14 protein-coding genes are annotated in these 13,722 nt (G+C 68.1%); 9 read left to right on the top strand and 5 right to left on the bottom strand.

All coding sequences use genetic code 11. The features are described 5' to 3' along the window. The first annotated feature begins 39 nt into the window (after positions 1-39). Both AC3WQY_RS12900 and AC3WQY_RS12895 read left to right on the top strand, forming a co-directional pair. Positions 40-1,650, top strand: a complete 1,611-nt coding sequence (locus AC3WQY_RS12900; RefSeq protein ID WP_285231716.1) for a S8 family serine peptidase — start codon at positions 40-42, stop codon at positions 1,648-1,650. A gap of 85 nt (positions 1,651-1,735) precedes the next feature. Further along, on the top strand, positions 1,736-2,890 hold the full coding sequence (locus AC3WQY_RS12895) for an HPP family protein (RefSeq protein WP_492708885.1): 1,155 nt from the start codon (positions 1,736-1,738) through the stop codon (positions 2,888-2,890). Here the strand turns inward: AC3WQY_RS12895 and AC3WQY_RS12890 are convergent. Both AC3WQY_RS12890 and AC3WQY_RS12885 read right to left on the bottom strand, forming a co-directional pair. Next, a complete protein-coding gene (locus tag AC3WQY_RS12890; protein WP_492708883.1) occupies positions 2,838-3,251 on the bottom strand; it encodes a SirB2 family protein in 414 nt (137 codons plus the stop codon). The two genes, AC3WQY_RS12895 and AC3WQY_RS12890, sit on opposite strands and share 53 nt — an antisense overlap. A 44-nt stretch (positions 3,252-3,295) precedes the next feature. Next, complete coding sequence (locus AC3WQY_RS12885; RefSeq protein ID WP_492708881.1) at positions 3,296-5,236, bottom strand: TonB-dependent receptor plug domain-containing protein; 1,941 nt, start codon at positions 5,234-5,236, stop codon at positions 3,296-3,298. 187 nt (positions 5,237-5,423) lie between these two features. On the opposite strand from AC3WQY_RS12885, the gene AC3WQY_RS12880 reads away from it, so the two are divergent. The 4 genes from AC3WQY_RS12880 (at position 5,424) to AC3WQY_RS12865 (ending at position 8,759) form a co-directional block, all read left to right on the top strand. Then, entirely contained in the window at positions 5,424-7,148 is a 1,725-nt protein-coding gene (locus AC3WQY_RS12880; RefSeq protein ID WP_492708879.1) for a cytochrome D1 domain-containing protein, read from the top strand. A gap of 149 nt (positions 7,149-7,297) precedes the next feature. Further along, entirely contained in the window at positions 7,298-7,600 is a 303-nt protein-coding gene (locus tag AC3WQY_RS12875; protein WP_492708877.1) for a c-type cytochrome, read from the top strand. Positions 7,601-7,703: 103 nt separating this feature from the next. After that, positions 7,704-8,243, top strand: coding sequence for a DUF924 family protein (locus AC3WQY_RS12870; protein WP_492708875.1), 540 nt, complete (start codon positions 7,704-7,706; stop codon positions 8,241-8,243). 48 nt (positions 8,244-8,291) lie between these two features. Then, entirely contained in the window at positions 8,292-8,759 is a 468-nt protein-coding gene (locus tag AC3WQY_RS12865; protein WP_492708873.1) for a RidA family protein, read from the top strand. A gap of 16 nt (positions 8,760-8,775) precedes the next feature. Here AC3WQY_RS12865 and AC3WQY_RS12860 read toward each other — a convergent pair whose 3' ends face one another. Then, complete coding sequence (locus tag AC3WQY_RS12860; protein WP_285231707.1) at positions 8,776-9,201, bottom strand: YciI family protein; 426 nt, start codon at positions 9,199-9,201, stop codon at positions 8,776-8,778. Positions 9,202-9,291: 90 nt separating this feature from the next. Here AC3WQY_RS12860 and AC3WQY_RS12855 point away from each other — a divergent pair, with 90 nt between their 5' ends. The 3 genes from AC3WQY_RS12855 (at position 9,292) to AC3WQY_RS12845 (ending at position 10,766) form a co-directional block, all read left to right on the top strand. After that, a complete protein-coding gene (locus AC3WQY_RS12855) occupies positions 9,292-9,495 on the top strand; it encodes a hypothetical protein (RefSeq protein WP_492708871.1) in 204 nt (67 codons plus the stop codon). Positions 9,496-9,527: 32 nt separating this feature from the next. Continuing rightward, positions 9,528-9,857, top strand: a complete 330-nt coding sequence (locus tag AC3WQY_RS12850; protein ID WP_492708869.1) for an antibiotic biosynthesis monooxygenase family protein — start codon at positions 9,528-9,530, stop codon at positions 9,855-9,857. 432 nt (positions 9,858-10,289) lie between these two features. Continuing rightward, the gene (locus tag AC3WQY_RS12845) at positions 10,290-10,766 is read left to right on the top strand and encodes a hypothetical protein (RefSeq protein WP_492708867.1); all 477 of its coding nucleotides are present in this window, start codon (positions 10,290-10,292) and stop codon (positions 10,764-10,766) included. 79 nt (positions 10,767-10,845) lie between these two features. Here AC3WQY_RS12845 and AC3WQY_RS12840 read toward each other — a convergent pair whose 3' ends face one another. Together AC3WQY_RS12840 and nirJ are read right to left on the bottom strand one after the other, a co-directional pair. Further along, the gene (locus AC3WQY_RS12840) at positions 10,846-12,459 is read right to left on the bottom strand and encodes a cytochrome D1 domain-containing protein (protein WP_492708865.1); all 1,614 of its coding nucleotides are present in this window, start codon (positions 12,457-12,459) and stop codon (positions 10,846-10,848) included. Between the two features lie 2 nt (positions 12,460-12,461). After that, a complete protein-coding gene (gene nirJ, locus AC3WQY_RS12835; protein ID WP_492708864.1) occupies positions 12,462-13,718 on the bottom strand; it encodes a heme d1 biosynthesis radical SAM protein NirJ in 1,257 nt (418 codons plus the stop codon). Positions 13,719-13,722: the final 4 nt, after the last annotated feature.

The following is a 13,722-nucleotide window of genomic DNA, read 5'->3' as shown; positions in this document are numbered from 1 at the left end:
AGTCGAGGCCTCAACTTTCCAACAAGGAAGTGATCCATCATGAGCATGCTCAACAAGCTGTCGACCATCCAGAGCGCAACAACCTTGCTGGTACTGGCCCTGTCGACCTCAGCGGCGCTGGCCGCCGCCCCCGCCCCCGACGCCATGATCGTGGCCTACAAGGCCGGCAAGGCCGCCGCCGTGCGCGCCGAGGTGCTGAACGCCGGCGGCAAGATCGTGCGTGAACTCGGTCGCGCCAGCGCCTTCGCGGTGCGCCTGCCGGCGGCCGGCGTGGCCGCCCTGCAGGCCAGCGCCAGTGTCGATTTCGTCGAACCCGATGTGGAACGCCGCCTGCTGGGCGTGCCGTCCCGCACCATGGAAGGCATGGTCCAGCCGCAGTCGGCAGTGCTCGACGAAGTGACCAGCGGCACCGAGGTCCTGCCCTATGGCATCAAGATGACGCAGTCGATGTGGGTCAGCGACGGCCTCACCGGCAACCGCAAGCTCTGCATCGTGGATTCGGGCATTGACCGCAACCACCCCGACCTGGCGAGAAACTTCACCAACGGCAATGTCAGCGGCGACAACCTGAGCGGCTCAGGCACCTGGGACAGCGACGAGAACGCGCACGGCACCCATGTGGCCGGCACCATCGCGGCGGAGGGCAACAACGGCCTGGGCGTGTGGGGCGTGAACCGCAGCGCCCTGCTCAAGCTGCACATCGCCAAGGTGTTCGACGCCACCGGCTCGGCCTCCTCTTCGACGGTGATGGAAGCCGTGGCACGCTGTGCCGACGCCGGCGCCAACATCATCAGCATGTCGCTGGGTGGTGGCGACCCGAGCCAGGCCGAGCGCCGCGTGTTCCGCGCCCTGCTCAACGAGGGCGTGCTGACGATCGCCGCCGCCGGCAATGACGGCGATACCAGCACCTCCTACCCGGCCGGTTACGAGGAAGTGATGTCGGTGGCCGCGCTGGATGCCAACAAGGCGCACGCCGCCTTCTCGCAGGTCAACAACGACGTCGAGATCGCCGCACCGGGCGTGGCCGTGCTGTCGACCATCCCGCCCAATCTGGAATCGCTGGGCCAGCTCTCGGTGGCCGGCACGGGCTACGCGGCGGCGGCCATGACCGGCTCGCCCCGGCTCAGCGCCACCGCGGCGCTCTATGACTTCGGTCTCGGCACGGCCAACGACGCCGGCGCTGCGGGCAAGGTCTGCCTGATCAAGCGCGGCCTGGTCAGCTTTGCCGAGAAGGTGACGCGTTGCCAGCTCAGCGGCGGCGTGGCGGCGGTGGTCTACAACAACCGCCCCGGCATGCTGTTCGGCACGCTGGGCGGTGCGCCCACCACCATCCCCTCGATCGGCACCACCGACACCACCGGCGCCGTGCTGATGGGTCTGACCGGCCAGGCCGCCACCGTCAGCGTGGTGCCGGATCCGGCCGAGTACGCCTACTTCAATGGCACCTCGATGGCCACGCCTCATGTCTCCGGCGTCGCCGCCCTGGTGTGGAGCCATTTCCCGACCTGCAGCGCCAAGCAGATCCGCCAGGTGCTGAACGCCAGCGCGATGGAACTGGGCAAGCCCGGCAAGGATGCCGAGTTCGGCTTCGGCCTGGTGCAGGCCAAGGCGGCCTACGACCGCCTGGCCCAGACCGGCTGCGGCAACTGAGCCGATGAACACACCCGCCGCGGCCGCGAGGCCGCGACGGGCTACCATGCGGGCCCTTGCGGCCCGCTTTTTTTCGTCTCAGCTCTTGCCCACCTCGTCCGACCCCCAACGCCACCCGGCGCTGCAATGGCTGCAGGCCCTGCGGCCCCAGCCCCTGGCGATCGACTGGCGCGAGCGCCTGCGCGTGGTGGCCGGCGCCACCCTCGGCATCCTGCTCACCGCCTGGCTCTGCCATGCCCTCGCCGGCAGCGGGCCCCTGCCCTGGCTGGTGGCACCGATGGGGGCCAGCGCGGTGCTGGTGTTTGCCGTGCCCAACAGCCCGCTGGCCCAGCCCTGGGCGGTGGTGGCCGGCAACAGCCTCTCGGCCCTGGTGGGCGTGGCCTGTGTGCACTGGGTGGCGGCGCCCGAATGGGCCGCGGCGGCGGCGGTGGGCGGCGCGATCGCGCTGATGATCGCCACCCGCAGCCTCCATCCGCCCGGCGGCGCCTCGGCCCTGCTGGTGGCGCTGAGCGGCGTGCGCGACCCCATGTTCGCGCTGCACCCGGTGCTGCTGAACTCGCTGCTGCTGGTGCTGGCCGGCATCGCCTACAACCACGCCACCCGCCGCCCCTACCCGCACCGCCCGGCCCCGGCCGCGCCGGCTGCCGAGCACGACCTGGACGAGGTGCTGGCGCGCTACAACCAGGTGCTGGACATCGGCCGCGACGAGCTGCGCGCCCTCATCGAAGACACCCAGCTGCAGGGCTACCAGCGCCGCCTGGCCGACCTGCGCTGCGGCGACATCATGTCGCGCCAGCTCATCACGGTGACGCACAGCACGCCGCTGCAACAGGCCTGGCAGCTGTTCCGCGCCCACAAGATCAAGGCCCTGCCGGTGGTGGATGCGAACGGCGAGATCCTGGGCATCGTCACGCCGGCGGACTTCATGCGCGCCGCCGAGGTCAGCCCCGAGGCCAGCTTCGACACCCGCTTGCGCGCGCTGCGCGACTGGGCCCTGCGCTCGGGCACCGGCAAGCAGGAGCTGGTGGGCCACATCATGACGCGCTCGGTGCGCGTGGCCCAGGTGGACCGTCACCTGGCCGAGCTGATCCCGATGTTCGGCAGCACCGGCCACCACCACATCCCCATCGTCGGGCCCGGCAAGAAGCTGGTGGGAATGATCACCCAATCGGACGTGGTGGCCGCGCTCAGCCGGCCAGCCAACCCAGCGGATGGTGGGCGCGCGCCACCGTCACCATGAAGCCGAACACCGCCAGCGCGGCCAGATAGCCCAGCGCGCGCTGGCCGCGCGTGCGGCCCCGCTTGAGGGCGATGCTGCCCAGCACGATGTAGACCAGCAGCAGCATGAGCTTGACGCCCAGCCAATGCTCGCGCGCCGGGTTCAGCCCCAGCAGGGTCCAGAGGCTGACGCCGGCGCTGAGCAGCAGCACATCGATCCAGACGCTCAGCCGGCGCGCCCAGGCCTGCATGGGCCAGGCCGCCCCCGCCAGCACACCCAGGCCGCGCAGCGCGAACAGCGTGCCGCTACAGCTCACCAGGCCGATGTGCAGGTTCTTGATGAGGGGGTAGTTAGCCTGGAGGGCTTGCAGCAAAAAGCTCATGGGCCGGCATCATCGCCGATCTGCCGCCGCCGCGAACACCACGACTACCACTGCCCGCGCAGCGCCAGGCGCCAGGTGCGCGGCGCCTCGGCCCAGGTGAACAGCGGCGAGCGTTCGCTCAGCTGGGTATTGCCGAGGTTGCTGACGCCCAGGTCCAGCGCCAGCTGCGCGCCCAGGCTGCGACCCACATGGGCACCCAGCATATTGAGCGCCGGCACCGGCTGCAGAGGCTGGCCCGGCTGCGCCGCGGCCAGCAGCTGGCCGCTGCTGCGCTCCAGGCGCAGGCCGGCACGCCAGGGGCCCTCGGCCCAGTCAAGACCTGCCCCCAGGGTATGGCGCGGGCGCTTCTCGAGGCGCTGGCCGGCCGCGTCGGTGGCCTCCAGGTACTGGTAGTTGGCGGCCAGGGCGAAGCCGCCGGCGAGGCGCCAGCGCAGCGAGGCCTCGGCGCCGCGCAGCCGCGCACGCTCGATGTTGTCGAAGCGAAACAGGCTGCGCGGGCCGCTGCTGCTGATCAGCAGCGGCACGATCAGGTCGCGCACCCGGTTGTCGAACAGCATCAGCTGGGCACCGGCATCGCGCTCGTCATAGCCTAGGCCGAGCTCCAGCGCGCGGTTCTTCTCGGGCCGCAGGGTCGGATTGCTCTGGTAGGTGTAGGGGCCCTCGTCTTCCTGGTAGCCGGGCGTGATCTGCTTGAGCGTGGGCGGCTTGAAGCCCTCGCTGTAACCGCCCTTGAGCGTCCAGCGCCTGGCAAGGTGCCAGACGCCGTAGAGGCGCGGGCTCCAGACCCCGCCGAAGCGCTGGTGCTCGTCGCGGCGCAGGCCGGCGGTGAGGGTCAGGGCCGGCTGCAGCCGCCACTCGTCCTGCAGGAACAGCGAGGCATGGCGGGCCTGGGCCTCGCCACCGGGCAGGCCCTCGTTGCGCAGCGCTTCTTCGCGCCATTCCAGGCCGGTGGTGAGCCAGTGCGCCTCGTTCACGCGCCCGTTCAGCTGCGCCTCCAGCACCTGGTCGTTCAGGGTGTTGGGCCGCAGCGCCGCCACGCCGTTGCTGCGCTCGTTGCTCATCGCGATGCGGCTGGCGTAGGCGCGCGCCACGCTGTGCCAATGGCGCGCGGCATCCCAGTCCGCCTCCCAGCCCAGCATCAGGTGCTGGCGCTCCAGCAGGGTGTCGCTCGCGTAGACGCGCTTCTTGCCGCTGCGCTCCACCGCCAGCGCGTCGCGCTGCTCGCGCCCGACGCGCCCCTCCAGCTCGAGTTGGTGCTGGGGCTGCGGCTGCCACTGCAGGGTGAGGCCGGCGTCCTGCTTGTGGCGGCCCTCGATGTCGGAGATGCGCGGGTCCGGGCCGGAGGCCACCGCCTCGCGGCGCGTGTCGGCCAGGCTCAGCGCCGCCCGCACGCCATCCGGGCCGGCGACCAGCGGGCCGGCCAGGCGCGCCGAGGCGCGATGGCCATCGCCGCCACGCCCGCCATCGGCCCGGCTACCCTCCAGGCGCGCGCTGCCCTGCCATTGCTCGCCGGGCTGGCGCGTGATGATGTTGACCACGCCGCCCAGCGCCTCGGCGCCGTAGAGCACCGACAAGGGGCCGCGCACCACTTCCACGCGCTCGATGTCGTCGGCGGCCACCCAGTCGAGCTGGAAGTCGGAATGCCCGATCACGCCATCGCTGGCGCCGACGCGCTTGCCGTTCACCAGGATCAGGGTGTGGCGCGCATCCATGCCGCGCAGGCTCAGCGTCTTGCGGCCACTGATGGTGCGGCCGAACACGCTGATGCCGGTCTCACCGCGCAGCGCCTCCAGCAGGTTGTCGGCCCCGCGCGCCTCGATCTGCTCGGCGCTGATGACGCTCACCGCGGCGGGCGCGTCCACCAGGCTCATCGCGTGGCGCGTGGCCGAGACCAGCACGGTCGGCAACTGCTCGGGCTCGGCACGGGCCGTGCCCAGACAGGCCAGGGCGGCGAGGGTCGGCAGGCTGTAGCGCAGGGGTCTCATAGGGCTCTTGTTGAACATGATGAGCGCCAGCATGCCGACAAATATCAAGACGCACCTTGACCCAGTTCGGGTTTCCCCGTGCAAACGCGCAACAAGCGGGCCGGGACTTGAACCAGTTCAAGGACGCTGGGGTCAGCGCGCAGGACGATGCCGTCACAAGCTGGATCCCAAACCCATAGGAGTCACCATGAAGAAGCTGCCCACCGCCAAGCTGCTGATGCTCGCAGCGGCATTTGCCGTACTGCCCCTGTCGGCCCAGGCACAGGAGAAGAAGGACGTGAGCCCCGGCGATGTGAAGTACCACGCCGCACCCTCGGCCCTGACCGACGTGCCTATGGTGCAAAGCACCAACCCAAAGGCCCCGCAGATGACGATGGCCGAGTTCGACGTTGCGCGCAAGATCTATTTCGAGCGCTGCGCCGGCTGCCACGGCGTGCTGCGCAAGGGCGCCACCGGCAAGCCGCTGACCCCCGACATCACGCTGGGCAAGGGCACCGACTACCTGAAGGTCTTCATCGCCTACGGCTCGCCGGCCGGCATGCCCAACTGGCAGACCTCGGGCGAGATGACCGAGCAGCAGGTGGACCTGATGGCGCGCTACATCCAGCATGAGGCGCCCACGCCGCCCGAGTTCGGCATGGCCGACATGAAGGGCACCTGGAAGGTGATCGTGCCGCCCGAGAAGCGCCCCACCAAGAAGATGAACAAGTACAACATCGAGAACATCTTCTCGACCACGCTGCGCGACACCGGCGAGGTGGCCCTGATCGACGGCGACACCAAGCAGATCATCAACATCGTCAAGACCGGCTATGCGGTGCACATCTCGCGCACCTCGGCCTCCGGCCGCTACCTGTTCGTGATCGGCCGCGATGCCAAGATCAACATGATCGACCTGTGGATGGAGAAGCCCGACAACGTGGCCGAGATCCGCGTCGGCCTGGAAGCCCGCTCGGTGGAAGCCAGCAAGTACAAGGGTTATGAAGACAAGCTGGTGATCGCCGGCTCCTACTGGCCGCCGCAGTACGTGATCATGAAGGGCGACACGCTGGAGCCGCTGAAGATCGTCTCGACCCGCGGCAACACCGTCGACAAGCAGGAATACCACCCCGAGCCGCGCGTCGCCTCCATCGTCGCCAGCCACTTCCGCCCCGAGTTCATCGTCAACGTGAAGGAGACCGGCAAGACGCTGATGGTCGACTACACCGACCTGAACGCGCTCAAGACCACCGAGATCGGCACCGCCCGCTTCCTGCATGACGGCGGCTGGGACAGCACCAAGCGCTACTTCATGGTGGCGGCCAACCAGAGCAACAAGATCGCCGTGGTGGACGCCAAGGAAGACAAGCTGGTGCAGCTGGTCGAGGTGAGCAAGATCCCGCACCCGGGCCGCGGCGCCAACTTCGTGCACCCGAAGTTCGGCCCGGTCTGGAGTACCGGCCACCTGGGTGACGAGGCCATCTCGCTGGTGGCCACCGACCCGGTCAAGCACAAGCAGTACGCCTTCAAGGAAGTGGCGCAGCTCAAGGGCCAGGGCGGCGGCGCGCTGTTCATCAAGACGCACCCGAAGTCCAAGCACCTGTACTCCGACACGCCGCTGAACCCGGATGCCGCGATCTCGCAATCGGTGGCGGTGTTCGACATCAACGCGCTGGACAAGGGCTTCAAGGTGCTGCCGATCGCCGAATGGGCCGGCCTGAAGGACGACGGCGCCAAGCGCGTGGTGCAGCCCGAGTACAACAAGGCGGGCGACGAGGTCTGGTTCTCGGTCTGGTCGGCCAAGAACAAGGAAAGCGCCATCGTGGTGGTGGACGACAAGACGCTCAAGCTCAAGACCGTCATCAAGGACCCGCGCCTGATCACGCCGACCGGCAAGTTCAACGTCTACAACACGCAGCACGACGTCTATTGACCACCCCCGAGGCGCTGACGCGCCTCCCCCTCAAGGGGGCGCCGCCAGTGGCCCGGCGAAGCCGGTTCCACGGCGTCCGCTGGACGGGCCTGGGGCTGCGCCCCTTGGCTTCTGGAATACGAACGGAGATTGGACTTATGCGTATTGCAATGACTTTGCTGGCCGGTTTCGGCCTCTTGATCGCCCCCGCCGCCCAGGCCGACGAGGCCGCCCTCACCAAGGCCGGGTGCATGGCCTGCCATGCCAAGGACAAGAAGCTGGTGGGGCCCTCGTTCAAGGAGGTGGCCAACAAGTACAAGGGCCAGGACGTCACGGCCACGCTGATGGCCAAGGTGCGCGCCGGCGGCAAGGGTGTGTACGGGCCCATCCCGATGCCGCCCAACCCGCCCGACAAGATCGGCGACGCCGAGCTGAAGGATTCGGTCGGCTGGATCCTCAAGCAAGGCGGTTGAGGCAGCGTGTCATCACCCTCCAGCAAGGCGCCTTCGGGCGCCTTTTTCATGGTGCAGGGCCACCGGCGGCAGACGCCGGCCAAAGCCACTATGCTGCGGGCTCATGACAGCCCAAGACATCCTGCACTTCTGGTTCGAAGAGACCGCCCCCAAGGCCTGGTGGGCGGTGGACCCGCTGTTTGACGCGCTGATACGCCAGCGCTTCGGCGATGTCTTGCGGCGCGCGGCCCAGGGCGAGTGCGAGGCCTGGCGCGGCCAGCCCAAGGGCCGGCTGGCGGAGATCGTGGTGCTGGACCAGTTCTCACGCAATGCCTACCGCGGCAGCCCCCAGGCCTTTGCCCAGGACGGCATGGCCCTGGTGCTGGCGCAGGAAGCGGTGGCCCGCGGCGAGCTGGCCGGGCTCGAGGCCGTGGAGCGCGGCTTCCTGCTGCTGCCCTTCATGCACAGCGAGTCGCGCCTGGTGCATGAACGCGCCGAGCAGCTCTACCGCGCCCATGCCCTGCCCGACAACCTCCAGTTCGAGCTGCGCCACAAGGCCATCATCGACCGCTTCGGTCGCTACCCGCATCGCAATGCCATCCTCGGGCGGACATCGAGCGCCGAGGAGCTCGAGTTCCTGCAGCAGCCGGGCTCGAGTTTCTGAACCAAGGCAGGATGGTTCGCCACCCATGAACCCAGGAAGGAAGCCCCCATGAGTGCAGATCAACGCATCCTCGAGCTTGGCATTGCGCTGGGCGCGGGCAGCGCGCCGGCCGGCAACTACGCCGCCGCGGTGCAGACCGGCGACCTGCTGTTTCTCTCGGGCAAGGCGCCGCAGGCGCTGGACGGCCAGGTGCCCAAGGGCCGGCTGGGCCGCGAGTACGACACCGCCCAGGGCTATGCCCTGGCGCGCTCGGCCTGCATCGAGCTGCTCGCGGCGATACGCGCCGAGCTGGGTTCGCTGGACCGCGTGGCGCGGGTGGTGGACCTGCAGGGTTCGCTCAACACCACGCCCGAGTTCGAGGACCATGCCCAGGTACTGGACGGCGCCTCGGACCTGCTGGCCCAGGTGTTCGGCCCCGCGGGCATGCATGCGCGCTCGGTGATCGGCGTGGCCTCGCTGCGCAAGGGCCTGCCGCTGACGCTCAAGGCCATCGTCGAGGTGCGGCGGCAGCCCTGAAGCGCCGCCGCCGGCCTCAGCCCTGCCCCGCTACCTGCGCGCGCAGGCGCTCCTCCTGCTCGCGCAGCTCGGGCGTGAAGGCCTCGCCGAAGTCGTCGGCCTCGAAGACCTGGCGGATCTCGATCTCCGAATCGCCCAGCATCGGATTGGGGCAGCGCTTGACCCATTCGATCGCCTCCTGCAGCGAGGCGCATCGCCAGATCCAGAAGCCGGCCACCAGCTCCTTGGTCTCGGCAAACGGCCCGTCGATGACGCTGCGCCCCGTGCCCGAGAAGCGCACGCGCGCGCCCTTGCTGCTGGGGTGCAGGCCCTCGCCGGCCAGCATCACGCCGGCCTTCACCAACTCCTCGTTGAACTGGCCCATCGCGGCCAGCAACTCCTGGCTGGGCATCACGCCGGCCTCGCTGTTGTGGTCGGCCTTGACCATCACCATGAATTTCATTGCCTTCTCCTGTTGGCGGCTCGCGCCGGCATTGTCGTCACATCCGCACGACGAACGACGCGGCACGCCATCGACAGGTGAAAATGCCGCATGGACACCGCAAGCATCTTCTGGGGCCTGCTGTTCGGCTCCATCGGCGCCGGCTTCTTCATGTATGGCAAGAAGCAGGGCAAGCCGGTGCCGCTGCTGTGCGGCATCGCGCTGGCGGTATTCCCCTACTTCGTCAGCAATCTGCTGGGCCTGGTGGCGCTGGGCATCGTGCTCTGCGCGATCCCGTACTTCTACCGGCCCTAGCTTGCCGCCATTGCATCGGGACGAGGGTCACCATGTCGAGTGAAGAAGACGAACCGAACGCCCGCTACGTCTATGTATGGGCGTTTCTGATCGCGCCGGAGCACCGCGCCGAGTTCCTGCGCGCCTACGGGCCGGGCGGCGCCTGGGAGGCCCTGTTCCAACGCGCCGACGGCTTTGTCGGCACCCTGCTGCTGCAGGACCAGGCCGATCCGAATCGCTACCTCACCATCGACCGCTGGCGCAGCGCCGCCGCACATGCCGCCTTCCGCACCCGCTTCGCCGCCGACTACGAGGCCCTGGATCGCGCCTGCGAACGCCTGACCACACAGGAGCAGAGCCTGGGCGAGTACTGGGAGAGGTAGCGAGTTCGGCGGAAGGTCTTGCCTGCAAAGCGCAGGGCGCACATCACGATATCTGCGCAGTGCACTGCCCGAGCAGCCCAGGCCGGCGGGTGCGAGGCCCCATTTGCGGCGCCGAGGCGCGCAGCCGAGCCGGGTTGCGCATCGCGACAAGCGATGCGTCGAGCACGCCCTGTTTGAGCACCGAGCACAGTTGGCCGCCACCGGCGGACAACGGCCCGCAGGGGTGCGAGGGCGAGTTGCGCGCGAGTCCCGGTGAGGTGAGCACCGAGGGCAGCCTGAGCGCATGCGCGAAGGCCGCCGCAGCTGGGGCCGAGTGCCTGCCGGCCTGGGCTGCGGCACTTACCGCCATCCCTGCTGGCACACTCCATATGAGGCATTCCCGCGCTACGCTTCCGAACCAGAACTTGCCCCAAGTTCCAAGCTAGAACGACCATGAATAACGTTGAGGAACGCTACATCCATTTCTCTTGCTGCTTGGAGTGGCTGAACGAATCCTGGAGCTTGCTTTGCAAGCTAAGAGACGACCGGCACAACCCGCTGGTTGGCGCAGCATTCCGCTTCGCGCTCATTCTCTACGCGAAGCCATACAGACAATCGCATGGGCCGAACACCTGGCGGCTTCAACTAGACAGCGCTTTTGTTCCCCCCGAGCATCTGGATCTACATGACAAAGTGCTCGCAGAACGAGATCACCTACACGCGCACTCAGATCTCACCGTGATGGACGCCGTTGTATCTGTCCATACGTTCGAAGAACAGCGATACGCATTGGTAGTCCGAAATCGCATTGATCCAACAAAGCTGCTCTCAAGATTGGATGACGTCATCAGCCTTGTCGAAGGATCGCTGGACCTAATGTACGTTGAGGCAAAGCGACTCGAGGCGCTGTTGCCACTGTCTAACGTGTAAATGACTGCAGCAGCTGTTCGCACCTGAGCCCCAGTTCTCAGTACAACTCAAACGTTGAAGCGTTGCTTCACCGCCCCCCTCAATGCGAGGTCCCTTCCTCCCGGCTGATCTTGTTCCAGACGTTGTACTTGCCCACCGGCTTGCTCATGGGGATGCGCTTCACTTCCTTGAAGCTGACGGCGTCGTAGACGATCAGGGCGCCGTCCATTTCCCAGAGGCTGGCCAGCACATAGCGGCCGTCCTTGGTGAACTCGACATGGGCCAGGGTCTTGCCGGGCTCCCTGACCTGGGCCACCAGCTCCAGGGTCTGCTTGTCGATGATGCTCAGCGTGTCCTTGGCCGCGGGGCTCATCATCGAGTCGGTCCAGGCATAGCGGCTCTTGGCGTGGCTGCGCATGAAGAAGCCGGGGCCGGGGGTGGTGATCTCGCGCAGCGCGCTCCAGTTCTTCAGGTCGATCACGCTGATGCGGCCATCCTTCAGATTCGGGCTGGCCATGACGCGCCGGCCCTGCCAGTCGAAGCTGATGCCCGAGCCCAGATGCGGCATGCCGGCGATCGGCAGGTTGCTGATCTTGCGGCGCACATCGAGGTTGACCACCTGGCCCAGCATCGCGCTGCCTTCGGCGCGCGGCCGCGCGGCACCCAGCACATGGGTGTAGGCATCGTCGAAGAAGAAGTCGTCCAGCGGTTCGTCCAGCGGCGTGCGGCGGGCGTTCTGGTAGCCGGGCTTGGCGATCGCCTCGGCCATGCGGTAGTCGTGCACCAGGCCGTCGTAGATGGGTGGGGCCTTGGGGTCGTAGGAGATCTCCCAGAGCTCGGCAACGTCCTTCAGCGCCACCACAAAGCTGCGCCGCGGCGCGGCATCGTAGACGGCCGAGACGCGCGAGCTCTGCTGGCCGTCCAGGCTCCTGGCATCGAAGCGCTTCACCAGTTGCAGGTCGGCGTCGAACAGCACCACCGTGTGCGGCAGGTAGTTGGCGGCCATCACCCAGCGGCCATCGCCGCTGACCGCGACATTGCGCATATTGATGCCGGCGCGCACCTCGGCCACCAGCTTGAGGTTCCAGAGGTCGTACTTGCTGATCCAGCCGTCGCGCGAACCGAAGTACACATAGCGCCCGTCCGGGCTGAACTTGGGCCCGCCATGCAGGGCAAAGCGGCTGGCAAAGCGGTGGATGGGCTCGAAGCTGTCGCCATCGACCAGGCTGACATGGTGGTCGCCGCCCTCCACCACCACGAAGAGATTCATCGGATCGGCGCGCCATTGCGGGCGCGCCGGCCAGTCGCGGCTGGCGGCATCAAAGCTGCGCGAGGCCTGGATGTCGGCATCGCGCCACTGCGGTGCGGGTTGCACCGGTTGGTAGATGTAGGCGGCCAGGGCCTGCAGCTCGGCCTCGCTCAGCTTGCCGGCAAAGCCCTGCATCTGGGTGGCTGGCCGCCCCGCCCCCATCACCTTCAAGGCCTCGGGCTTGCGCAGGCGTTCCAGGCTCTCGGGCAACAGCGCCGGGCCCATGCCGCCCAGGCGCTGCGCGCCATGGCAGGCCGCGCAATGCTGCTGGTAGAGAGCGGGTGCGTCGGGCGGTGACGACGTTGATGGCGACGGCAGTGGCTGGGCGCGGCCGTACTCCAGGCCCAGGCTGACCAGCGCCAGCGCCAGGCCCAGCTTGATGAGGATCTTCAGCAGGGTGCTCATGGTCAGGCCGCCGGGTGAAGCGCAACCGTCTTGGCGCGGTACTTGAAAGGCTCCAGCTGCACGCGCGCGCTGAGGCGCGCCGCCGCCTCGGCCGAGAGGCCGATCTCGGCGTCATCCAGGTAGCAGCCGGGGTCCTCGGCCCAGAGATCGCCGGTGATCTGCTGGGCGCGCACGCGCGTGTTGCCGCCGCACAGGGCGAAATGCTCGCATTCGGCGCAGCGACCCTGCACCGGGCGGGGTCGGGTCTTGAGGCCATCCATCAGCGGGTCGCTGCGGTCGCTCCAGATCTGCGAGAAGGGGCGCTGGCGCACATTGCCCAGCGGGTAATGCCACCACATGGTGTCGGGATGGACCTCGCCGAGGTTGTCGATATTGGCCACGCCCACGCCCGAGGCATTGCCGCCCCAGGCCACCAGGCGCTGGCGCAGCGGCGCCGCCCATTGCGGAAAACGTGCGCCCACCCAGCGCAGCAGGTAGGCGCCGTCGGCATCGTTGTTGCCGGTCACATAGTCCCGCGCCACGCCGGCCTGGGCGTCGCGCCAGGCGGTCTCGAAGAGCAGGTCCAGCGCATCGCGCGTGGCCTGGAAATGCGCGTCGCGGCCGCGGTGGATATTGCCGCGGCCGGCGTAGTTGAGGTGTGAGAAGTAGAACTTGTCGATCTGCTCGTCGCGCATCAGCTGCAGCAGGGCCGGGAAGTCCTGGCCGTTGAGGTCGGTGAAGGTGTAGCGCAGGCCGGTCTTGACGCCCTCTTCGCGCAGCAGCCGGATCGCGTTCAGCGAGGCGTCGTAAGCGCCCTCGAGGCGGCGGAACTTGTCGTGCGTGGCACGCGTGCCGTCGATGCTGATGCCCACATAGTCGAACCGTCGCGCGGCAATGCGCGCCGCCATCGGCGCATCGATCAAGGTGCCGTTGGTGGAGAGCGCGGTGTAGAAGCCCAGCGCCTGCGCGCGCGCGGCGATCTCGAACAGATCGGGGCGCAACAGCGGCTCGCCGCCGGAGAGGATGAGCACCGGCACGCCATGGGCGCGCAGGTCCTGCATCACCGTCTCGACCTCGGCAAAGCTGAGCTCGCCGGGGTAGTCGTGGTCGGCCGAGAGTGCATAGCAATGCTTGCAGGTGAGGTTACAGCGGCGCGTCAGGTTCCAGATCACGACCGGGCCGAGGGGCCCGGTCGAAGTTCCTTTCCTTGCGACCACTGGATACACGCCGTCGCGCTCGGCCTGGGCCACTTCACGCAGGTATTGGCTGATTCTTAGCATGAGG

This window comes from Roseateles sp. FW301-B2 (genome assembly GCF_058788955.1).
Note: the sequence above shows the minus strand (reverse complement) of the source record. Positions and strands in the feature narration are given on the sequence as shown.